The sequence below is a fragment of the Bacillus sp. AFS037270 genome (assembly GCF_002585305.1).
Genome location: NZ_NUNF01000021.1, coordinates 48,502 through 71,585, shown reverse-complemented (window position 1 = coordinate 71,585; position 23,084 = coordinate 48,502). Strand labels below are relative to the sequence as shown.

23 protein-coding genes and 2 riboswitches are annotated in these 23,084 nt (G+C 43.2%); of the genes, 2 read left to right on the top strand and 21 right to left on the bottom strand.

The window, feature by feature from the left end; genetic code table 11:
- Position 1: 1 nt before the first annotated feature.
- The 19 genes from COD92_RS11670 to COD92_RS11580 all read right to left on the bottom strand — a co-directional run bounded on the left by COD92_RS11670 (position 2) and on the right by COD92_RS11580 (position 17,871).
- Positions 2-571 carry a nitroreductase family protein gene (locus tag COD92_RS11670; RefSeq protein ID WP_098527940.1) on the bottom strand — a complete coding sequence of 190 codons (570 nt, stop codon included), beginning with the start codon at positions 569-571 and terminating at the stop codon, positions 2-4.
- Position 572: 1 nt separating this feature from the next.
- Positions 573-1,358, bottom strand: coding sequence for a uroporphyrinogen-III C-methyltransferase (cobA, locus tag COD92_RS11665; protein ID WP_098527939.1), 786 nt, complete (start codon positions 1,356-1,358; stop codon positions 573-575).
- A 20-nt stretch (positions 1,359-1,378) separates the two neighbouring features.
- The gene (gene cobT, locus COD92_RS11660; protein ID WP_098527938.1) at positions 1,379-2,419 is read right to left on the bottom strand and encodes a nicotinate-nucleotide--dimethylbenzimidazole phosphoribosyltransferase; all 1,041 of its coding nucleotides are present in this window, start codon (positions 2,417-2,419) and stop codon (positions 1,379-1,381) included.
- Positions 2,416-3,933 carry a cobyric acid synthase gene (locus COD92_RS11655; RefSeq protein WP_098527937.1) on the bottom strand — a complete coding sequence of 506 codons (1,518 nt, stop codon included), beginning with the start codon at positions 3,931-3,933 and terminating at the stop codon, positions 2,416-2,418. The genes cobT and COD92_RS11655 overlap by 4 nt, the downstream gene beginning before the upstream one ends.
- A complete protein-coding gene (locus tag COD92_RS11650) occupies positions 3,926-5,296 on the bottom strand; it encodes a cobyrinic acid a,c-diamide synthase CobB (RefSeq protein ID WP_098527936.1) in 1,371 nt (456 codons plus the stop codon). Before COD92_RS11650 ends, COD92_RS11655 begins: the two co-directional genes overlap by 8 nt.
- A gap of 17 nt (positions 5,297-5,313) precedes the next feature.
- Positions 5,314-6,435 (bottom strand): cobalt-precorrin 5A hydrolase, encoded by a 1,122-nt coding sequence (locus COD92_RS11645; RefSeq protein ID WP_098527935.1) that lies wholly within the window; start codon positions 6,433-6,435, stop codon positions 5,314-5,316.
- On the bottom strand, positions 6,435-7,208 hold the full coding sequence (gene cobM, locus COD92_RS11640) for a precorrin-4 C(11)-methyltransferase (RefSeq protein ID WP_098527934.1): 774 nt from the start codon (positions 7,206-7,208) through the stop codon (positions 6,435-6,437). Before cobM ends, COD92_RS11645 begins: the two co-directional genes overlap by 1 nt.
- Positions 7,205-7,906 (bottom strand): precorrin-2 C(20)-methyltransferase, encoded by a 702-nt coding sequence (gene cobI, locus COD92_RS11635; RefSeq protein ID WP_098996336.1) that lies wholly within the window; start codon positions 7,904-7,906, stop codon positions 7,205-7,207. The genes cobM and cobI overlap by 4 nt, the downstream gene beginning before the upstream one ends.
- 2 nt (positions 7,907-7,908) lie before the next feature.
- Positions 7,909-9,099, bottom strand: a complete 1,191-nt coding sequence (cbiE, locus tag COD92_RS11630) for a precorrin-6y C5,15-methyltransferase (decarboxylating) subunit CbiE (RefSeq protein ID WP_098527979.1) — start codon at positions 9,097-9,099, stop codon at positions 7,909-7,911.
- Between the two features lies 1 nt (position 9,100).
- Entirely contained in the window at positions 9,101-10,204 is a 1,104-nt protein-coding gene (locus COD92_RS11625) for a cobalt-precorrin-5B (C(1))-methyltransferase (RefSeq protein WP_098527932.1), read from the bottom strand.
- Between the two features lie 3 nt (positions 10,205-10,207).
- On the bottom strand, positions 10,208-10,855 hold the full coding sequence (locus COD92_RS11620) for a precorrin-8X methylmutase (RefSeq protein ID WP_098527931.1): 648 nt from the start codon (positions 10,853-10,855) through the stop codon (positions 10,208-10,210).
- Between the two features lie 16 nt (positions 10,856-10,871).
- On the bottom strand, positions 10,872-11,669 hold the full coding sequence (gene cobK, locus COD92_RS11615) for a precorrin-6A reductase (RefSeq protein WP_098527930.1): 798 nt from the start codon (positions 11,667-11,669) through the stop codon (positions 10,872-10,874).
- Between the two features lies 1 nt (position 11,670).
- Positions 11,671-12,594 carry a sirohydrochlorin chelatase gene (locus COD92_RS11610; protein ID WP_098527929.1) on the bottom strand — a complete coding sequence of 308 codons (924 nt, stop codon included), beginning with the start codon at positions 12,592-12,594 and terminating at the stop codon, positions 11,671-11,673.
- Between the two features lie 63 nt (positions 12,595-12,657).
- Complete coding sequence (gene cobJ / locus COD92_RS11605) at positions 12,658-14,283, bottom strand: precorrin-3B C(17)-methyltransferase (protein WP_098527928.1); 1,626 nt, start codon at positions 14,281-14,283, stop codon at positions 12,658-12,660.
- 53 nt (positions 14,284-14,336) lie between these two features.
- Positions 14,337-14,720 (bottom strand): (2Fe-2S) ferredoxin domain-containing protein, encoded by a 384-nt coding sequence (locus COD92_RS11600; protein ID WP_098527927.1) that lies wholly within the window; start codon positions 14,718-14,720, stop codon positions 14,337-14,339.
- A gap of 126 nt (positions 14,721-14,846) precedes the next feature.
- Positions 14,847-15,029, bottom strand: a riboswitch (cobalamin riboswitch).
- Positions 15,030-15,208: 179 nt separating this feature from the next.
- Positions 15,209-15,395, bottom strand: a riboswitch (cobalamin riboswitch).
- 176 nt (positions 15,396-15,571) lie between these two features.
- Positions 15,572-16,504 (bottom strand): VCBS repeat-containing protein, encoded by a 933-nt coding sequence (locus COD92_RS11595; protein ID WP_255286540.1) that lies wholly within the window; start codon positions 16,502-16,504, stop codon positions 15,572-15,574.
- Positions 16,505-16,869: 365 nt separating this feature from the next.
- Positions 16,870-17,460, bottom strand: coding sequence for a molybdopterin-dependent oxidoreductase (locus tag COD92_RS11590; protein ID WP_098527926.1), 591 nt, complete (start codon positions 17,458-17,460; stop codon positions 16,870-16,872).
- The gene (locus COD92_RS11585; protein ID WP_098527925.1) at positions 17,429-17,623 is read right to left on the bottom strand and encodes a hypothetical protein; all 195 of its coding nucleotides are present in this window, start codon (positions 17,621-17,623) and stop codon (positions 17,429-17,431) included. The genes COD92_RS11590 and COD92_RS11585 overlap by 32 nt, the downstream gene beginning before the upstream one ends.
- Positions 17,624-17,643: 20 nt before the next feature.
- Positions 17,644-17,871 (bottom strand): hypothetical protein, encoded by a 228-nt coding sequence (locus COD92_RS11580; RefSeq protein ID WP_098527924.1) that lies wholly within the window; start codon positions 17,869-17,871, stop codon positions 17,644-17,646.
- A 394-nt stretch (positions 17,872-18,265) separates the two neighbouring features.
- On the opposite strand from COD92_RS11580, the gene COD92_RS11575 reads away from it, so the two are divergent.
- Both COD92_RS11575 and COD92_RS11570 read left to right on the top strand, forming a co-directional pair.
- Positions 18,266-19,864: a spore germination protein gene (locus tag COD92_RS11575; protein WP_098527923.1), complete on the top strand. Its 1,599-nt coding sequence runs from the start codon at positions 18,266-18,268 to the stop codon at positions 19,862-19,864.
- Positions 19,861-21,027, top strand: coding sequence for a Ger(x)C family spore germination protein (locus tag COD92_RS11570; RefSeq protein ID WP_098527922.1), 1,167 nt, complete (start codon positions 19,861-19,863; stop codon positions 21,025-21,027). The genes COD92_RS11575 and COD92_RS11570 overlap by 4 nt, the downstream gene beginning before the upstream one ends.
- A 96-nt stretch (positions 21,028-21,123) precedes the next feature.
- Here COD92_RS11570 and COD92_RS11565 read toward each other — a convergent pair whose 3' ends face one another.
- On the bottom strand, positions 21,124-22,257 hold the full coding sequence (locus COD92_RS11565) for a GerAB/ArcD/ProY family transporter (RefSeq protein ID WP_098527921.1): 1,134 nt from the start codon (positions 22,255-22,257) through the stop codon (positions 21,124-21,126).
- Between the two features lie 328 nt (positions 22,258-22,585).
- Positions 22,586-23,017, bottom strand: coding sequence for a MarR family winged helix-turn-helix transcriptional regulator (locus COD92_RS11560; RefSeq protein ID WP_176541066.1), 432 nt, complete (start codon positions 23,015-23,017; stop codon positions 22,586-22,588).
- Between the last annotated feature and the right edge of the window lie 67 nt (positions 23,018-23,084).

Below are 23,084 nucleotides of genomic sequence, written 5' to 3'. Positions count from 1 at the left end.
GTTACAGCCAGACTGTTTTTTCTTCAAAGGATGTCCGAGCCGGCACTTTTGCCTTTTTTAATACTTCTGGATCGGGATAACCGATAAACAAATTTCCGATAATTTTCTTGTTTTCCGGTGATCCAATAAACTCAACCATTCGTTGGTCACGAACAAGTCCGACGCCCCTTGTCCGCCAGACCAGGCCTAATCCCAATTCTTTGGCGGCTAGCCACATCGAATGGATTGCGCAGCATACAGCATATTCATTATCGGCAGAGGCCTCTTCATCCCCTGGAACGATGTCGGCTGTAACGACAATATGAACCGGTGTGGTTTTTAGCACTTTTAAGGAGCTTTCGATTAAATTTGGTTTGGTTGGAAAGCGTTCCTGTAAATAGTCATAGGCCAACGCCTCATAGCGTTTTTTAGCTTCGCCTTTAATGACATAAAAGCTCCATGGTTCCCGCATCCGGTCATTTGGTGCCCATGTTGCTGCTTCTAATAAGCTGTGAATCTTTTCGTCTTCGACCTCTCGAGCTGCATAATCACGTATTGCTCTTCGATTTTTGATTTCCGCTATAATCGACATCTTAGTCCCTCCCTATTCCAACTATTTGTTTTTCCTCTGCTTCTTGAAACCAGCGTAATTTCTCGCGCAGACCGACCACATCGCCCACGAGAACAATCGCTGGATGAGTAATCCCTGCTTCAAGGACCCGGACTTCGATATCTTTTAAACTTCCGGTCACCGTCTTCTGCTTGGCTGTGGTCCCCCATTGGATAATGGCGGCTTTCGTATCAGGGCTTTTTCCGTTCTCGATTAATCTTGAAACAATATAGGGTAAATTCCCTATCCCCATATAAAAGGCAATCGTATCGATTCCTTGAGCGAGGGCTGGCCAATTTAATTGATCCTCATCCTTTTCCGCTCGGCTGTGGCCTGTGACGATCGCGAAGGAGGAAGCATAATCGCGGTGGGTCACCGGAATTCCGGCATAAGCAGGCGCTGCAATACCAGCTGTAATCCCGGGCACCATTTCATAGCGGATCCCATGTTCAGCGAGAATTTCCGCTTCTTCACCGACACGGCCGAAAATACAGGGATCGCCTCCTTTTAATCTGGTGACCGTCTTGCCCTGACTGGCTTTTTCAATTAACAGCTCGTGAATTTGATCTTGAATGATCTGATGTCTTCCTGGCTGTTTGCCGCAAAAAATCAGCTCTGCCTCCGCTTTTGCATATTTCAGCAGTTCCTCATTTACTAAGCGGTCATATAAAATCACATCTGCCTCTTGGATACACTCCATCCCGTAAACCGTGATCAGCTTAGGATCTCCTGGACCAGCACCAACCAGATATACTTTTCCATTTGTCATCTTCTCGCTCCTTTCCTACATTACTCATTTGAAATTCCGGCTGATGCAAAGGTGGCCATTTCTTTCAGCATTAAGGTCGCGGATTGTAAGATCGGAAAGGCCACTGCTGCCCCGCTACCTTCGCCAAGCCGCAAATCTAAATCAAGTAGTGGTTTCTTGCCTAATAACTGCAGTGCAATTTCATGTCCCGGCTCGACGGAACGATGTCCGACCACCATATAATCGGCTGCTGTCTCACAGATTTCCCTTGCCAAAAGAGCTGCTATCGTACAAATAAATCCATCTACCAATATCGGGATCCGGTTCCGAGCGGCGGAGAGCATGGCACCGGTCATACCGGCTATTTCCAAACCGCCTATTTTAGCTAAGATATCGATTGGATCCTTCCGGTCAGGGTTTCTTTCCTTTAGTGCCCGTGTGATGACCTCTTGCTTATGACGGATTTTTTCTGTCGCAATCCCTGTTCCTCGGCCGACAAGGGCACCGATGTCCTGCCCGCTTAAAACCGCTGCGATCGCACTGCTTGGCGTCGTATTACCGATCCCCATTTCACCAACAATTAAGCATTTGATTCTCTGTTGAATCATCTGTTCCGCCCGTTCATAGCCAACGGCGATGGCTTGTTCGGCCTCTTCTCTTGTCATGGCATCCTGCTGGCAAAAATTATTCGTTCCATAGCGAATTTTCCGATTCACAAACCCATCTGCCTCTATATCTGCTGCCACACCGATATCGACGACTTCAAATTTGGCTCCGATTTGCCGGCTAAAGACATTGATGGCCGCACCGCTGTTTAAAAAGTTCATGACCATTTGCACGGTTACTTCCTGCGGGAAAGCGGACACCCCTTCTTCGACCACACCATGATCAGCGGCAAACACGATTACACCAGGCGGTGATACAACCGGAAAGGCTTCAGATGTCATTTCCGCCAGTTGAATCGCTAATTCCTCTAATCTCCCCAAACTGCCCGGAGGCTTGGTTAATGTATCGATATACTTACGAACTTGCTGCCCCATTTCTCTATTGAGAGGCTGGATCGCTGTTTTTACGCTATTCATTGGGTGATCCCCCTTTTTTGGTAATCCTTCATTAATTGTTCAATGACTTCGAGTTTTACATGTTCCCTAACATGTTCTGCCAGACGGTCAAACGCTTCTTCCCTCAATTGGTTAAAAGATGGGCGGTTGTGGATGGGCGCCAACCCCTTTTTGCGGCGGATCTGATTAAGCAATTCCTCGCGAAATTCATCATTATGAAATATCCCATGAAAATAAGTGCCAATAATGGTTTCGTCTGAAGAATAACAGCCATCCCATTTTTCATTCGTAAAAATAAGCCCTTGGGACGCTCCTGTCGTCAAGGTTTCACCCATATGAATCTCGTAACCTGTCACATGAAAGTTTTTTCCGAAAAGATGCAACATCCCATTTGATAGGATTGTCGTCTTTTCTTTCGTAATGGTCGTTTCAATTGGCAGTAACTGAAGACCGTCGATTTCTTGATGGAGCGACTCGATCGCCAACGGATCCTCAATTTTATCACCGAGCATTTGATAGCCGCCGCAGATCCCGAAAAGAACGGTGTGTTTCTTTTTCTGTAATTCTGCTATTTTTTGAGCGATGCCGCTCTTTCTTAAAAACAGCAAATCTTCAATTGTATTTTTGCTGCCTGGGAGAATCACTAAATCTGGGTCGTGTAATTGATCCGCTCTCGTTATAAAACGGACATGACAATCCGGCTCGGCAAAAAACGGGTCGATATCGGTGAAATTGGAGATTTTCGGATACTGGATCACCGCGATATCCAATTCTTTTTCGGTATTTTGAGTGGAGGTATATTGATTTAAAATCACGGAATCCTCGGCATCAATATTTAGATTCTGCAAGTATGGAATCACGCCGAGAACAGGTTTACCTGAATACTCCTCAAACCACGTTAATCCGGATTCCAGCAGACGGATATCGCCGCGGAATTTATTAATAATCACGCCAATCACTCGGTCGCGGTCCACTGGTTCCATCAACTGAAGGGTTCCTACTAAACTAGCAAACACTCCGCCTTTTTCGATATCCCCAATCAGGATTACAGGGGCATCCGCCATTTTGGCGACTCGCATATTGACCATTTCCCGGTCATTGAGATTAATCTCGGCCGGACTGCCTGCCCCTTCAATGACAATCCGTTCATAATTTTGGGACAGGGTGTTGAGTGATTGTTGAATCAGCGTCAATCCCGTTTGAAAGAATTCCCGGCGGTACCTTCCTGCTTCCATATTCTTATATGGTTTACCATGGACGACAATTTGGGATTGGTTATCCCGGTTCGGTTTTAGTAGAATCGGGTTCATATCGGTGGTTGCCTGAATCCCTGCGGCTTCGGCCTGAACTCCCTGTGCTCTGCCGATTTCTTTTCCGTCCACGGTGATATAGGAATTTAACGCCATATTTTGTGATTTAAACGGAACCGTTTTATATCCGTCCTGGGCGAATATCCGACAAAAGGCTGTCACGACGACACTTTTGCCGACATCCGAATTAGTCCCTTGAAACATAAGTGGAAGAGCTTTAGCCATTTTCTTTGAACTCCTTACATTTCTTCACCCAATTTTCCACAAGCTCGGGGCATGAGCCAAAATGAAAATGGGTATAACCTGCGATTAAATTGCCTTTCCGATAGCCCTCTTGCTTAAAACCGCGCATTCCTTTCGTTTGGTAGGCCGGGTCAAAATCCGTTCTCGGATGAAAGGTAGAGTAGTGAAATTCATGACCTCTTGCACTCAGATTTCCCGCTAACAAGAAATTTTCTCCTTCTGCAGTGATTTCCCGGTATCCCAAAGCTGCTAGTTTTGTCTGCATTTTCACCTTACCGGGAATAATCCCGACCATTTCATAATTCGTTTCATCCGTCGTTTCCAACGATTCGGTTAAGTACATAAACCCGCCGCATTCCGCCAAGGTTGGCAGTCCTTTTTCAATGGCCGATCGAATCGAGTCCTTTACATCTGTCTGTTTGGTCAGCTCCTCGGCAAATTCCTCTGGGAAGCCGCCACCGATATACAAGCCATCGACTTGTTCCGGCAGGGATTCACCCTTTAATGGAGAGAACTCGATCAGCTCTGCTCCGGCGGCTGCTAACATGTCGAGGTTTTCCTGATAGTAAAAATTAAAAGCGGCATCTCGTGCAACTGCAATTTTTACAGTTGCCTGCTCCGCTCTCTTAAACTGGGATTCTTTTACCTTTAACGGGGAAGCTTTCGCCAGCTCATATAAAGAATCTACATCGACAGTTTCCAGTACTAAATCACCAAGCTGCTCAAAAAATGGATCCAATTCTCCCCGTTCAACGGAGGGTATCAACCCTAAATGCCGTTCCGGAATCGAGAGTTCCTCGTTTCTTTTCAAGTAGCCAAGGACGGGAATCCCGCATTCTTGCTCGATCGCGGTTTGGACGATTTTAAAATGGCCTTCACTCCCAACCCGGTTAGCAATCACCCCGACAATATTGGCTTCCTCCAGAAACGTTTGAAATCCCTTGACGATGGCCGCCGCACTACGGGCCATGCTGGCACAATTTACGACTAAAATAACAGGACTTTCAGTGATGACACTGATTTCGGCAGTGGAGCCGGTATTGTTGAGTGGATTTTTCCCATCAAAGAATCCCATTACTCCCTCGATGATGGAAATATCCGCGCCAACACTTGCGCGGTTGACAATCTCTTTGACCATCTCGTGGTTGAGCATCCAGCTGTCAATGTTTCTTGACGTTCTTCCCGTGACGGCCGTATGATAAGTCGGGTCGATATAATCTGGGCCGCATTTAAAGCCCTGGACGGTATAACCTTTTTTCCTTAAAGCAGACATCAGCCCAATGGTCAGAGTTGTTTTTCCGACACCACTGCCTGTTCCTGCAATCACAAGTCTGCGACTAGACATTCTATTTCCCTCCTCTATCAATAGGGAATCACCGCTACTGATATGGTGACATTACCTGATTTCTTCTTCATTAGCACTAACTGTTCCGCACCGCTGTACAATAAGGCGGCCGGCTCACTGACACCGTACGCACCGGTATATTTAAAAACCGTTTCAGAAGGGTTCTGAAGTTCAATGGCATTCAATTCAGCTGGTGTGTAATAAATAAACTCCCAGCGGTTTTTATTCACCACTTCGAGCAGCCCCGCTTCATCCTTTTTTAGATCAATCGTGCAAATCGCTTTGACACTTTTTTTCGAAAACCCTAATTCCTCAAGCGTTTCGTCGATTACTGCTTCGATTTCCACTGCAGTGGTCCCGCGGTTGCATCCCATTCCAAGGACAATCACCTTTGGTCGATATAAAACACCATTATGTAAAATCTCCGTTTCGTCATCGGATAATTTCCGATGGGTTACTACTAGGGCTGCATCTGGCTTTTGTGCCAGCGCTTCTTGGATCGATGAATACGGCTGAATATTTCCCGGGAGCGGGCGGCCATATGGCCACCAGTCTTTTTCACCTGACTCCTGGACCACGGCGATTTTTTCTTCATTGACAACCGAAGCGCTAACGGGCGTCAGCTTTTCAGCCGAGTCCCAGATCCAGCCAAACCGTTTTCCGAACAAATCAACCGCAATCGTTTCCTGTACATCTGAAGCGGTGGTAATAATGGGACGGGCCTGTAGGGCGGCCGCCACTTCTTTGGTTAGTTCATTGGCACCGCCGATATGGCCTGACAGCACGCTGATCACATGTTCGCCCTTATCGTCGATAACCACAACGGCAGGATCTGTTTTTTTATCCTTTAAAATAGGAGCAATCATTCGGACCACGGCTCCAAGGGAAATGATTATGATCAGCCCCTTATAGGCCTCAAAAAGAGAGGGCAGGAGAAGGCGAACGCTTCCGGTGAATAACTGGATGTCCTTGTTCCGCTCATCTCCTTTTTCAAACTTCGCCATATAGTACACATCGGCATTTTGAAACGAACGTCCCAGCTTGCGGGCCAGTTCAACCCCATGCTTTGTAATCGCAACAACGGCATAGTCACCCTTCTGCTGAATGACCGCCCTTTGCGCTTCTTGGAGCTCGATCATTACGACTCCACCCCCCGGCGGAATCCGTGTGTAAATGTTTTGTCATACAGCTTGGAACGATAATCTTGTTCATGGATGTTTTCGTCTAGCGCCCAGCCGGCTAAGATCATCGCCTGTTTACGAATCCCATTCGTCCTCATATCTTCGTCTAAGCGTTCCAGTGTGGTCCGGACGATTTTTTGATCCGGCCATGAGGCTTTATAAACGACCGCAACAGGGGTATCCATGCTCCAGCCAGCCCCGGTCAATTCCTTGACAAGCTTTTTCGTTAACGTCGCACTTAAGAAGAGCGCAATTGTGCAATGATGTTTTGCTAAATCCGCCAGCTTTTCAAATTCGGGCACTGGTGTCCTGCCTTCAGCTCTTGTCAGGATCACGGTTTGCGTTAAATCAGGAATCGTCAGCTCGGCTTGCGCGGCCGCGGCGGCTGCAAACACTGAGCTCACACCCGGAACAATCTCTACCTCGATTCCTTTTTCCTTTAACAAGACGATTTGTTCCATAATCGCCCCATAGACAGCCGGATCGCCCGTGTGGACCCGAACGACCTTTTTCCCTTGCTGGATTCGGTCAGCCATGACGTCAACCATTTCTTCTAAATGCATCCCGGCGGTTTTCAATATTTCGGCAGAAGGTTTTGCTTTTGCAATTAAGTCTTCATTCACAAGAGAATCGGCATAAAGAACGACGTCTGCCTCCTGAAGATGCTGAAGACCTTTTACCGTGATTAAATCTGGATCGCCTGGTCCGGCTCCAATGATATAAAGCTTCATTTTCTCACCACCATTAATGTTAAGTATTCAAGCTCCGCTCCTTCGAGCTCATCTGCCCGCCAAATAATCTCCTCATCCGACGTTACCTTTGTGACGACTGAAGCCTTGTCAAGCAAATCTAAATCACGTAATACTTCAAGCATTAAATCAATGACTTTTGCTACTTTTATAAAAATGACACAATCATTGTCTTGGATGACTTTTTTCATGGTTTCATAGTCATCCCGCGCCGGTACAATCGCCACATGCTCATCGCCATCTGCCAAAGGAATTCCCAGCCTAGACGCTGCACCATTGATGGACGAAATCCCCGGAACGACTTCAATCGGAACCTGCGGATACTTTTCCTGCATCAAACGCATCATATGAATAAACGTGCTGTATAAAAGAGGATCCCCTTCCGTTACAAAAGCGACATCCTTTCCCTCCTGCAGCTTCGCCCACACATTTTCCACTGTTGCCGTCCATTTTCTTTCCAATGTGGCTGGATCCTTTGTCATCGGAAAGACAAGGCCGAGCATTTCTTTTTCGTTCGGCTGAAAATAGACATCAATGATTCGATGGGCATAGCTTTTGCTGCCCTTTTGTTTTTTCGGATAGGCAATCACGGGTGATTCCTTTAATTTACGAAACGCCTTAACGGTAATAAGTTCAGGATCCCCCGGGCCAACTCCTAGGCCGTATAATGTACCTAACATGTTTACTCCCCTTCCTTGCGCCATGCTTCTATTATGTAAATTGGATTTAATGCATCAAATCTTGTCAGATTCAAAATGGGCTTACTTCTGGATATTTGCGCAAGAGTAATGTTCGTCTCATATCCCCGCTCTTTAAACGCACGCATCGCTTCGGAAAGATTTTCAATCGTGACGGCATTTAAGACAATGCGTCCACGCGCTTTCAAGCGGCTGCAACAAATATTCAAAATGTCTTCCATCCCGCCTGCCGTCCCGCCAATAAAAACCGCATCTGGATCTGGGAAGGTATCTAATCCCTCTGGAGCTTTCCCATGAACGAGTGTTGCATCCACACGGAACTTCGCTAAATTTTGTCGGCAGTTTTCCAGGTCGCCCTCGTTCTTTTCGATCGCAAACACTTGTCCTTCCCTGGCGATTTTCGCTGCCTCAATCGCTACAGAACCAGTGCATGTGCCAATATCCCAAACCGTACTGTCTTCCTTTAACCTTAGAGCACTAATGCTTAGGGTCCGAATTTCCTTTTTGGTAATTAAGCCCTTATCCGGTTTTCGCTGAATAAACTCCGCATCGTCAATGCCAATCGGCCAATGTGGGCTTTCCCCTTTTTTCTTGAGAATGACCACATTGAGCGCTGAAAACTCTTCATCTTTCATTTCAGCAAGGGTAAACCAGCGGCATCGTTCCTTGTCACTGCCAAGGTTCTCTCCCACAAACGCCTCATATTCAGTCATGCCAAAGGAAAGCAAATACTGAGTGATTTTATTTGGGGAATTTTCTGTGTCGGTTAAGATTGCGACCGTTTTTTTCCCATCCACCCGCTGTGCCAGCCCTTTTATACTCCTGCCGTGAACGCTGGTGAAATAAGCATCCTGCCATCTTTCTTTCATTCTGGCAAAAGCAAGCTGGATCGAACTTAAATAAGGATAAATGTCCAAATCGATTTTAGAAGATAAATAACTTCCAATTCCATAGAACAACGGGTCTCCAGATGCTAGAATTACTACGTTTCTCGTCTCCGACTGCAGCCGTTCGACAAGTGAAGAAAGCCCGCCTTCAATCGCGATTTTTTCGCCGGCGAATTCAGGAAAAAAGGAAAGCTGTCTCTTTCCTCCTACTAATAGTTCACTTTCATTAATCCACTTTTCGTACAACGGGAGCAGGCTGACTTTCCCTTCGGCCCCAATGCCGATCATTTTAATTGATGCCACTCTTTCGCACCGCCTTTCCTAACAATTCCCCCTTCATGGTATAAAGGGTTGTATCTATATCGATCCCGCCATCGACTTCCTTTAACGCAGCAAGGCAGCAATGGTCGCTTAGCCGTTCGAAAAAGGAAAGATGGCCCTGTGCTGTCATCATATCGCCAACCTGTGATGCCGTATTGGCCGTTCGAATTTGCTCAACCAGAGCGGCATTCGCACCGGTACTGCTTGCCACCTCCGCTAAAAAATCAAAATCTACCGGGGCGCTTTTTGAGTGGACCATCATGATCCCCATTGCGACCTTTGAGAATTTCCCCATCATGCCGACCATCGACACTCTTTTTACCCCTTGCTTCTTGCATTGTTTAAGGGTGAACCCGACAAAGTCACCCATTTCAATAAAAGCTTCCTCAGACAGTTCGGGGAATTGCTTCATCGCATTTTTCTCGCTCCGCCCGCCTGTTGTAATGACAACGTGCTCGCAGGCACTGGCCCGGGCAACACTGATTGCCTGGATGATACTGGCCTTATAGGCGGCTGTGGAAAAAGGAACGACAATCCCGCGGGTTCCGAGGATAGAAATCCCGCCAATGATCCCTAAGCGTCCATTGAGTGTTTTTTTGGCGATTTCTTCACCGGCTGGTACGGAAATGACGATCTTTATGCCTCTCTTAATCCCAAATTCTTTTAATACCCCTTCGGCCGTCTCGCGGATCATCCTGCGGGGAACAGGGTTAATCGCCGCCTCGCCGACAGGAACGGGCAAGCCGTCCTTTGTGACGCGGCCAACCCCAATTCCCCCATCAAGCACGATGCCCGGTTCATCGAGCCATGACACGTTGGAAACAATCAAGGCCCCGTGGGTGGCATCCGGGTCATCCCCCGCGTCTTTAATCGTACTGGCGGTGGCGGTTTGTTCCTCTACCTCACAGCTTTCTATCTGAAAGGTTGCAAACCGTTTGACGGGCAAGTAAATGGTCGATTCTGTTTGCGGCTCACCGGTTATTAATGCCGTCAGCGCTGCTTTGGTCGTTGCCGTTGCGCAGGCCCCAGTCGTATATCCTTCCCTGAGCTTCCCTTTTGGTACTTCCTGCATGGGTTATCCCCGATCGGCCATAATGGAAATGGCGTTTAATGCAGCAACGGTCACGGTACTGCCGCCTTTTCTGCCAATATTGGTGATGAACGGGATATCGAGCTTGGCTAGTTCTTCTTTTGACTCAGCGGCGGAAACAAACCCAACTGGCAGACCAATGACAAGACCTGGTTTCGCTTCTCCTTCTTTTATCAGGCGGATGAGTTCGAGTAAGGCCGTTGGGGCGTTCCCGATGGCAAAAATTCCGCCGTCCGCTTCTTTGATCGCTTTTCGCATCGAAATAATTGCCCTTGTGGTATTTAACCGTTTGGCTTCTTGCATCACATCCGGGTCAGAAATATAGACCTTGATTTCTCCGCCGTACTTTTCAATTCGCGCTTTATTAGCCCCGCTTTGAATCATTTGAACATCGGCAACTACCATTTTCCCGCTCCGAATCGCGCGGATACCGGACTGGATAGCGTCAGGATGGAAGAGGACGCTTTTCCCGAGTTCAAAATCAGCGGATGCATGGATGATGCGCTGGACAATCGGATATTGCTCCTCGGTAAACGGGTGGTCCCCAATTTCTTCATTAATCATTTCAAAACTTCTTCCTTCAATCTGTTCCGGTTGGACGGTTAAAGGTTTAAATTCGGTACGAAAATCCATTTCTCTCACTCCTGTATTAAAATGATTGTTCTAGTGTGACGGTTGGTGTGGAACCAATCTTTTTATGTAATTCTGCAATGACATCAACAAAATGAGCATAGACAGTGCCATAATTCAGTTTCGGGCGGCCAATCATGATGACCTCAATCCCCAGTTCCTTGGCCGCATCCACCTTTTCATCAACCGATCCGACTTTCCCGCTTTCTTTCGTCACCATTAAGGTCACGCCATATTGCTTATATAGGGCTTTGTCGAACTCTTTTGAAAATGGTCCCTGGATCGCAACAATATTTTTCTGCGGCAGCCCAAGCTGCTCACATTTTTCCATATTATCCACACGAGGCAGCATTCTGGCGATTAAGCGGATATCCGGGTTTCCTAATAGTTTTTCTGTGAAAATTTGAAGCGTCTTGCTGCCGGTCGTCAGCATCACCACGCCTTTTTTGGCCAATGCAAGCTCCGCTGCTTCCTCGTAGCTTTCGACGACTGTCATGTTGTCATATTGGAAAGTTTGTGACTCCCGTTCATACCGGATATAGGGGACTCCCGCCGTTTGGGCCGCCATGATTGCGTTTTTCGAAGCTTCTTCCGCAAACGGATGACTGGCATCGACAACCGCTAGAATCCCTTTTGTGTCAATCAACCCCACCATGTCTTCATCGGTTAATCTTCCTACTTGAACAGGTATCCCTGACTCCCTTAATTCAACCGCTGCATTTTTTGTGACAACGGAGGATAGGAGATCGAAGCCCTCATTTTTTATTTTTAAAGCAAGGGCTCGTGCATCACTTGTACCGGCTAATACGAAAATCATCCTAATCTCCTGCCTTTTGCCCTGCATGTTTGTGATCATGGTGATGATCATGGTCATGATGGTGATGGTCATGGCCGTGATGATGATCGTGATCATGATCATGGTGGTGGTGATGATCGATATGTTCCATCACATTGAGACGGTATTGGCAGGTATCGCAGTTCATCTTCACCTCATCACCGAGGGCTTCTTCCACCCGATCGATTAAAATCGTCTGTAATTTTGGATGATAACCAAAATAATCAGCCAACTGAAATTCAACCGCCGAATATTGATTTTGAATAGGAACCATCATATCTTCTAACCGTTTAATCAGGATGCCGGTGAATAGAAAGTAAGGCAGGATTACCACTTTTTTTGCTCCAAGCTTAATACAGCGCTCAATCCCTTCGTTCACAAGGGGATTGGTCACCCCCATAAAAGCAGGTTCTACGATTTTATAGTTTGTTTTTTCCCATAGTAATCTAGCAATTTTATATAAATCACTATTCGCATCGGGATCGCTTCCGCCCCGTCCTAACAAAAGGACAGCCGTATCGTCTTCAGGTGCCTCTATATTCTCGCCGATTTCCATTAATCTCGTTTTTAGAATTTCAAATGTTTCCTCATGAACACCAATTGGCCGGCCATAAGTAAATTGAACAAATGGATATTTATTCTTTGCCTCATCAATAGCTGCTGGAATATGAATTTTGGAGTGTCCTGCCTGTAAGAGCATGATTGGAATCACGACAATATGGTCGGCCCCTTTCTCCACACACAGATCGATTCCTTGATTAACGGTTGGTCGTTCAAATTCTAAAAAGCACGTCTCAACTAGGAAAGAATCGTCCCAAGTCTTTCTCATCTCACCGATGAACTCGCGAACCTGCTGATTTCCCTCTTGATCTCTGCTCCCATGCCCCACAAATAAAATTGCTTTCAAAATAGTTCCTCCCCTTTGTTTGTAAATACCTAACCTACCAATTGACCACTAGACTTTTCCCCTTTACTCCCCGCAAACAGCCGCTTCGATTTTAAGGTTTGGTGTAATATCCTGATACACAAAACCTTGAACCTCTTTGACCCGTTTAAAAAATTTATAGAAACGTTCATTTGGATAGGCCTTTTGTTTGTACTCTTGAACAATCCCCTCTATGACTCCGACAATTTGCTCCGGTGCGATTCCTTCCGCTACGATTTGGCCAGGATGTGCGGTTCTACCGGCTGTCTTGGCTCCTAAAAATAAATCAAAAGCTCCCTTGCGGTAGACAATGCCAATATCCTCTTTTACGGCTCCATAACAGGCCATGCCGCAGCCATTCACACCAAGTTTCAATTCTTTGGGGAGTTCCATGCCGCCAAGCCTTTCCTGCAGCTCATCGGCATAAGGGATGGAATCCTTCTTTTCTCCGTCACAAAAATCACAGGCTTTTACAGTTAATACGTCGCCCACAGGAGCAATCAAAAAGTTGGCCGCCGTTAGTTTTTCTACAATCTCATCAGGCTTAGAGGTTAAAATTTGCAGCTTCATATAATGGTCTTGTGTGTATTCCATGACACCTTCTTCTCCGACGATTTCGGAAAGAATGACCATCTGAGTCGCGGTAAATTTTTTATTGGCGACACCAGGGCTGACCGCTACCTCAAAAATAGATTGAAAGTCTTGCTTCACCATTAAACCTTGGGATGGTCCATCGTTCTCACCAAGGATTATTTGCAAGGCTTCCTCAGCCAGCTCTCTTGGCGACTCTTTCACTGAGGTCTGGGTGACTAGTTTTTTGTTCACCGATGATACATCTTCCGCCTGCTTCAGTGCCCATGGTTCGGCTTCCTTTTGCAGACGCTGATGCGGTTTCAACGGCTGAATTGACTGGTTTAATGTATACTTCCGCTGATAACCGCGCGGAGTGATGATCAAGCCGTCGTAAAAAAAAGTGGAAGAGTTGCCAATTAAAACGGTGGTTAACATGCCAATTTCATGTTCGAGCATCTCTTGTAAATCAGTTAAGACGATATTTTGACTATCACGGAAAGCACTCTTTACCAATCCTACAGGGGTGTCTGGCGAGCGATATTTTAGTAGAATTTTTTGTGCTTCCATAATCTGCCGTGTCCTTCTCCCGCTTTTTGGATTGTATAAGGCAATCACAAAATCGGCTTGAGCGGCCGCTTCGATTCGTTTCTCGATCAAGCTCCAAGGTGTCAAATGGTCACTTAAGCTGATTGTACAGGCATCATGCATGACCGGCGCGCCTAATAAAGCAGCACAGGAGTTGATGGCGGAAATGCCAGGGACCACTTCCACTTCTACCCCTGAGTTTTTTTTCCAGCCTTTTTCGATTAGCACTTCGTAAACCAGTCCTGCCATTCCATATACACCGGCATCACCGCTCGAAATGACCGCTACCGTGTAACCGAGCTCAGCCTGTTTCACAGCCTCCTGGGCACGGCTCACTTCTTCTGTCATTCCTGTGCTGATGATTTGCTTTCCAGTTATTAATCCCTTGATTAAATCAACATAGGTTTTGTAGCCGATGATGATATCACTTTCTTGGATGGCTTCTTTTGCCCGTCCGGTAATATGTTTTTCATCACCAGGGCCAAAACCAATAACCAATAATTTGCCTTTCACACTATTACGCCACCTTCCAAAATTTCAAACTAAAATCCAGCTACTATCTGCTGTTACATCTTTTCTTTAACCGCTTTTTGTACTCCTTCGATGCATTCCGACCCTTCTTGCTGTATGAATCCTGCTTCGGAATATTGATAGATCGCATGCTCCTGAAGGCACTGACCTTCCGCTAGATGACGCTTTACAATCGTAGTCCCCACTTCTGGGGTTACGTTTTTATACCAAGTCCCTGACGGATAGACGATGGCAACGGGTGCATCCTTACATCTCCCATTGCATCTCGTTCTTGTGGTATGTATGAGTGAATCTAAGTTTAAATTGGTGATTTCATTCCGTATTGCTTGTGTCGCTTCCTCTCCACCCTTTCTCATACAGCTGCTGCCGTTGCAAATGAGGACATGGTGTTTCGTCCCTTGTAAATTCCAAGTAGTCATGTCACACTCTCCTTTTCATTTTTTACACAAAAAAAGCACCCCTATGGACATAGGGGTGCAGAATATATACACATAAAAAAATAGCGATGTATGTTCCGCACTTCTACCTATGTTCCCGTAGGTTGATGAAGCTCTTAGGTAAAGGCAGGTCTCCTGACTTAGGTTCATCATTCCATTGCGTCTTCCCGAATTCCTTCAGTGACATCTGCAACGAACTCCCCATACAGTGGCGGGTACCGTGACGGATTTTAACCGTACTTCCCTATTAAGCACATATTTTAAATGCGCACCTATCCTAATCTATTCAATTGTTAAAAAGGCTTGTTTCTTCTAAAGCTAACCTATGAGAATTAAAAATGGTTTAGAATCATCCAAATGAAAAAATCCGTTCAACATTAGTTGAACGGATAAAACGTCAGCACAAAAAGAAAATTAATCAATAATCCTTTTTGTCCAAACGTTCCATCTTCTCAACCCCCGAAGAAATCGAAACTTTAAAAGCTAAGACAGGTCTCCTGACTTGTGTATCTTCCTACTCTAGACCCTTCCCGTATCGTCCATAAATACGTCTCAGTGGTTTGTCTATTTCGTCCACACTCACAGTTGCGGGGACAGTTCTGGTATTGCACCAGATTCCCTATTAAGCCCTAAGGCATCTTAACTAATTGTTAACAAATTCATATGTAATTTTAAGAGATAATAATTATACTAGTCTAACAAATAGAATATATCAAGTGCTTTTTTAATTCCTTTATATTATTTTGGGGGATCAGCATAGCTTTTGATTGCTGAATACCTACAACAACTTCTTTATTCCCATTCCCTATGCATTAGGCCTCTTATGTTACGTGTTACATCTCCCCACCAAAGATGGCCACCGACTGTCTGTCAGGACCAAACTCCTGACCATTCCATTTCAATACAGTTTGTACAGATCCCAGACTGTCCGCATTATACCTGCCAGCTATCCTTTGATACGCTTCGAGTTCATATCTATTATCCCTGTTAAAATCAATCGGGTATAAACCTGACAAGGGATTCACCCAACCATTAATGGGAGCCTTTAAAATACCTTGGGGGTTATATATTTCCGATAAATATTCTTTCCCCTTATTAGTAAGGTCAAGAATATACTTTTCTCTAAGATGATAACTGGTTACCTTTGCTTTGTATTGATTTTCATACGTCACATCATATTTATAGGAATCATTGAATGCATCTGAATCAAATATTTGCCTTATTTGACCGTTCATATAAGAAAAGATATACGCATAAATAGTGCCGGCGCTTCCTCCGGTATCAATGACTACTAAAATATCCTCGCCCTTTTTGCCTGTAAAATCACCAAGAAAAAGTGTAGGGTTGTATCCAGCGTTATTTTTAAAACGGATGTGATCATAATGATGTGTTCTCCCATTTTGGACAACCAAAGTGATATCTTTCCAAAATGGACTATCAGGAGTTTTAACTGCCGAGAGATAAACATTATCCTTTATCCCGTCTCCGTCAATATCGCCCCTCTTTACTGTTACGATGGATGGACTATTTGTATTTAACTGTCTTGAATCTGATGATTGCAGTCCCGCCCGTATTTCAAAAAGTTTGTGCTTTGAAGGATAAGGATTGGGAAAAGACAAAGCCAGATCAATTGTTTGCAGTGCTTCATTTGTTAATCCAACTCTTGCCTGAGTTTTAGCCAAACAGTACCAATAATAGGGATGATTAGTCTCACGTATTTTTGTGTAATAGTGATGGAGCTCTTTATTAAAATCATTGGTGTCCATCTGCAACCCACCTGTCATATTAGTCTCCATATAGATTTATGTACGAATCCACAGGAGCATTCCAAGGTTCGTTTTCCATGACTTAGCGTCTTGTAGGTTCCATTTTTTCCATAAAAGAAAGCAGGTAAATGAACTATTATCAGCCATTACCTGCTTTTTTCGTGAAGTCCCTATAGAGAAGATGTTATCTAGTTACTTTAGACGGCTAGGAATTAAAACTCTGACTACATATTTCAGAGTTTTATAGAAGAGTAACGGCTAACTAACTTTCAAGAACTAGTGCGTTAATCCAGGAAGGATTAACGTATCTATTACTAACCTAAATTTTACTACTGGGATTAGGAATATTTTTAGGTGATTTATTGCTAACGGTACCGTTCTTCTTTAAATGGATTGGCTGTCATCGAATAGCCAAACTCTTCCCAAAAGCCTGCCTCATCTTCCTTCATAAACTCAATCCCTGACACCCATTTGGAGCCTTTCCAAAGATAAAATGTTTCTGGCGGAATAAACCTTAATGGATAACCATGTTTTGGATCGATATCCTGCCAATCATGATGTTGATCCTTCCAACGGTAGACAAACAAAGAATCGTCCCCTAGTAAAGGCTCGAGCGGCAAGTTGGCAGAATAACCAAATCTATCTCCATTATAGTAACCGTAAATTTTAATGTATTTAACCTGTTCATCGATTTCCACAAATTTTAATAACTCTCTAAGGGCAATGCCTTCAAAAGTGGTATCAAATTTAGACCAGGTAGTTACACAATGCATGTTAACGGTTGAGATGGTCTTCGGAAGCGCCATGATTTCTTTATACGATAAGATCTTTTCTTCTTTTAACTCTCCAAAAAGTCTGAAATTCCAATAGGTTTTATTAAACACGGGGATATCCCCTTTGTGCAGTATTGGCCATTTTTCTGTTTCAAATTGGCCGGGTGGAAGCTGCTTTTCCATCATACACCATCCTTTTTTCCTCATAAACGGTCATTAAATCACAGTGTTTCGTATAGTATACTACAAAATAAATCAAGAAAACCAAGTTAGTATCCTGCGCTAGATCAAATGAAAAAGGGTTCCGTCTCCACTTGAAGACAGTACCCTTTTCACTTTCAATCATTAAAATTCTCTTTTGTTGTCTTAATTCGTCGTTTGATTCAAAGAAGTGACCGGAGTATTGTATGGAACATTTGATCTAATGCTTCCGTCAGTATCGTTTTGGTTTACACTGTTATCCACTCGTTGCCCTTCTCCTAGACGCTTTTGTCTGCGTTCCACCACAACAATGAATTTACCTTCTTTTACATAGCCTTCGTAACGTTCAGCCTTTTCTTCAGGAATTCCTAATCCATTTAAAACTCCTGCCAAACCACCTACTCTTGCTCCGGCAGCTGCCCAAGCCAGGGTAGCAGCTATTGGTCCAGCCGGTCCGATACCTGGTATATCGAGGGCACCTATGGCACCAAGGAGTCCTACTATCCCACCAAGTGCTCCGCTAAATCTGAGGTGGCAAAGGAAAGAAGTTTCCGTATAGATGGATGAAATGTTTTCATATTAATTTTTTTCATATCGTCCTCCTTATAATTTTCTCTAACTATCAAATCTATCTGTCTAATGTGATTGATAAATTGCAACGCTAATTTATTTTGCTTCGTTATAGGTAATTTCTCAAACGGTTCAAGTGTTGGCAGAAGGAATGATTTCTATCCGTTTACAAATAATAACAGAATCGAATTCATTAAAAACTGAAAGAGGAAACTAAATGCGAAGTTTATTTCAATCGTTAAAGAAAATCCTTCCTCAAAATCTATCCTCTAAACCCAATAAGCAGGTTGTTACTACTGACGAATATATTGATAAAAACTTGGCAGAAAACCTTTCTTTATTAAAAAATATTTTTAGAAAAACGGATGATATCCTATATAGAGAGTTTGAGTTTTTGAACCAAAAGACGTATAAGGTTTTCATTTGTTATTTAGATGGATTAGTGAATGATGATTATATAAATTTACATATTTTAAAGCCGTTAATGGAACCCAATTTTTCAACTCAACACTTTGATCAAAGCAGTTTACTTACCATTACAAGAAATAGGATTCTTCACACGGCAGATATCCAAGAGCTAAAAAAGATAGATCAAGTTGTTGACAGTGTTTTAACCGGAAAAACCGTTCTTTTTATAGATGGATTTGATTCGGCACTCGCCATGAGTACTCAAGGTTTTGAAACAAGGAATGTAACCGAGCCTGATACTGAATCAAGTGTACGAGGATCTCGCGAAGGTTTTAATGAGGTGTTAAAGGTCAATACTGCGTTAATTCGCAGAAAAATTAACAACCCCCGTTTAAAGTTTGAAAATATAAAGCTTGGCAAACAAACCAAAACGAATATTCGAATGGGCTACATCGAAGGGATTGCCAATGAAAAGGTTGTGGAAGAGGTACGTACTCGGCTGCAGCATATCAATGTGGATTCCATATTGGAATCAGGATATGTGGAACAATTTATCGAAGACAGCCCTTTGTCGATTTTTCCAACTGTTGGAAATAGCGAGAAACCTGATAAAGTTGCGTCAAAATTGCTGGAAGGAAGAGTGGCAATACTCTGTGATGGTACACCATTTGTCTTGACCGTTCCCTTTCTATTTGTAGAGGGATTACAAGTCGGAGAGGATTACTACTCCCGGCCTTATTTATCCTCCTTAATTCGATTACTAAGATTATTAGCTCTATTCATTGCTGTTGCGGCCACGCCCTTTTATATCGCCCTTACCACCTATCATCAAGAGATGGTTCCGTCACTCTTGCTGGCAACAATGGCTGCTGGGGAAGAACGTGTCCCCTTCCCTATCTTTATTGAAACATTGTTAATGGAAATCGTCTTTCAACTTCTGAGAGAGGCAGGAGTAAGGATGCCCAGGCCAGTAGGTTCTGCGATCAGCATTGTTGGTGCCTTAGTCATTGGAGAAGGAGCCGTTCAAGCAGGTTTGGTCAGCTCGGCCATGGTGATCGGTATTGCCATTACAGGGATTGCCGGGTTTGTGGTATCTGCATTTAATGATGCGATTATTTTATCGAGAATTCTTTTGCTGATTTTAGCGGGTGCGTTGGGCTTATTTGGAATATTAATGGGTTTTATGATAATCCTGGGCCATTTATGTTCTCTCAGGTCTTTTGGCACCCCCTATTTAACACCACAGGCGCCTATTATTTGGAGTGAATGGAAGGATTCGATTATTCGCCTACCCCTTTGGCTTTTTAATTCTCGGCCGCAATCCATCACTCGGGATAATTCTAAAAGATCAGGATTTGGCAACAAACCTAGTATTCCCAATAAGGATGAAAGAGAGGGTCAGACGTGAAAAAGGCGGTTATCTGTTGTACTTGCTTATTGCTATTGACAGGTTGCTGGGACCGGACTGAATTAAAGAAACTGGGAATCGTAATGGGTATTGCCGTTGATAAAGATCCGGAATCCGGGGAATTTATTGTTTCCACTCAAATGTTAAGACCGGAGGCACTAAGTACACAATCGCCCAGTACCGAAAAGCCCGTTGAAAAAGTAGTTACAACGGGAAAGACCATCTTTGAAGCCATAAGGAAATCCAATTTGGAATTCGACCGTAAAGGATTTTATGCTCACAATAAAGTCATTCTAATCGGTGAAGACTTGGCAAAAGAAGGTCTGTTGCCAGTTCTTGACTTTTTTCAGCGAGGGAAAGAAATCCGGGGCTATGTGTTCGTATGTATAGCAAAGAATGCACAAGCAAGAGAAATTTTGGAATCAGATACAGGGGGAATCGAACCCATCCCTGCATTACGATTAAAAGATATGATTGAAGATACGAAATTTCAGTTAAAAGCAACTAAAATCAATCTGCTTAATTTTTATAAAGAGTCGATCGGAAGCGGAATTGAACCCGTAGTTGGGGTGTTAGAATTTGAAAAAGACAAATTTTCAAAAAAACATGTAAAATTGTCCGGCGGAGCTGTTTTTAATAAGGATAAATTAATTGGCTATTTAAATGAACGTGAAACAATCGGCTATCGATGGTGCAAAAGTGAAGTAGAATCGGGAGCGGTATCCATCCCCTCCCCTGTAAATGAAGACCGCTATGAATCGGTTGAAGTGAAAAAGGCCGATACAACCATAAAACCAACAGTAAAAGGAAATGACATCACTTTTACCATTAACGTTGAAGGTGAAGGGATTATCGCCGAACAGGAAGTTATGACACCACTTGAAGACAATACAAGAAAACTTGAACATATGAAGAAGACAGAAGAAAAAATGAACAAGCAAATTGAAAAATATATCAAATTAGCAATAGAAAAGTCGCAAAAAGAATTCCATTCTGATATTTTTGGTTTTGGAAGAGCTTTAAACAAAGAAGAACCAAAGGTATGGAATCAAGTAAAAAATGATTGGAATGAGCGGTTTGCTGAAGTCCCCTATACAGTAAATGTTCATTTTAAAATCAATTCTTCCGGGTTAATGCGGGGACCATTCCAAGCCAAAAATTAACGCCTGAACATTAACGTAAACAGATGGAAAGCAATCAACAGGAGAAAGATCATAATAAACATGGAACTTCCGATTAATATGAAGTTACTTAATAGATCAGCTTTCCTGATTAATTGAAGGATTACCATCACTCTTTCTCCTCTTTTTTGAGATCATCACTTTTTTCTTTAGATAAATAACAATTAATAATAATAAGCTCATAAGGTTGATCATGGCCATTACTTTCGTGTGGACCGTAAAACCGAGCCACCGGTGATAGGCCATATTTTCAAATCGCATATTACTGTAAATTGGGAAGATTAGTCCTAAAACAAGAATCACCCATCTTATATTTTTGATTTTAAATATCCAGATAATAGCAAGGACACCGCCGTAAAAATGCAAACTCATTTTGTAAAAGCCGCCGATAAACATGATTAAAACGGCTAATAAGTCTAAATTAGTGAAGAAGTCAGCGATGTTAATAGATAGGATTGTTTGCAATAATGGAATTTCAGTATTCCCTGTAAGATCTGGCCCCAAAGTAGCAAGCACGATAATGAGTGAAAAGATGATTAAGAATGTTGAAAACGTCACAGCTAGAAAGGTAATTTTCCGTATGCCTTCCTGCTTATTGACAAAATGCCAAAACATGATAAAAACGACGAGCTCACCAAAAGGGAAAAACACAACGTCGAATAAGGTTTTCCCTAAAAGCGGTTTAATTCCATTTCCTAAAATAGGAAGTAATCCAGTTATATCAAATTGACCCGAAAACATGGTGAAAATATAGATGGTAATTAGAAAAATAATAAAGACTGGCAATAAAATTTCACCGGTTCTTGCTAATACTTCAAAGCCTAACGATAGGATGTAGATCGATACCAGCATAAAAAAATAAAGGATAACGAGAAGAGGTGTCTGCGGCAGCGCTGTCATTTTAATCAGTGCTCCAAATTCATAAAAATTGTAACTGGCACCGTCTAAAAAATAGGCTCCGTAAATAATCAACAAAGGAATGGCTAATTTTCTTCCTACTGCCGCATTTAGAATTTCGGAAAAATTTTGATCAGGACAAATTCTTGGGATTTGTGTAAATACCCATATCAGACCTGTTCCGATAAAGAAAGCTAGTAAAACAACCAGCCAAGCATCCTGTTTAGCATCGATTCCAAGCGCAAAAAGGGTTGTGCTTCCTACTTCAAATAACATAATGAGCATAAATAATTGAATTTTGGTGATTTGAATCATTCTTTTATTGCCACCCTCGAGTTTTGATAAGAAATGATTCTAAGAAGGAAATATAATAGAACATTCAATAAACTATTTTAGACAAAGAGTTTTTTGATTAAACATAGCTTGCGGACCGTTCTCTTAAATATTTGGGGTGGCATGTAAAAAAATAAAAGCCCCATGGAAAGGGGCTTGGAATGAATAAGAATAAGCGGATATCGTATATGTTACTGCGTGGCTTCCCAGTTAGAACACTGTTTTTTCATTGCACTGCATGTTTGATGAAAAGAAACGAATAACTAACTAAATAAAGAGAAAAAATAAAAATGGGTTTACCTTGATAACATTACTCCTCTTTCAAATGCTCAACGAGACGGCTAAGGAAATCGCTTAAAACCACTATTTCTTGATCAGTATAAATATGATAAGTCTGGGCATTAAAATCATTTCGTAACGATTTTAATTGCTCATAAACACGAATTCCTTCCTCTGTTATCTTCACTCGAGTTCGTCTTTTATCCTCTGGGTCTTGAAATAGGGTAACTAAATTTGATTGCTGCAGTCGATTGATCATCCCGGTCATATTTTGTTTCGTTACAAGCATTTCTTCTTTTAATTCACCAATGGATATTTCTCCTCTATTTATAATGGTTCTAAGAATCACCCATTGCTGAATGCTATTAAGTCCAACATCTGCAACCATCTTTGCTCCATATCTGCTTAAGAGATTGGAGCTCCTAAAGATATCTAACGTAATGTTTGTTTTTACTTCTTCCATACAAACCTCCGCATCCATAGATTATTGACTATCTTAATGAAATAGATAAATTTAGTCAAGTTATTGA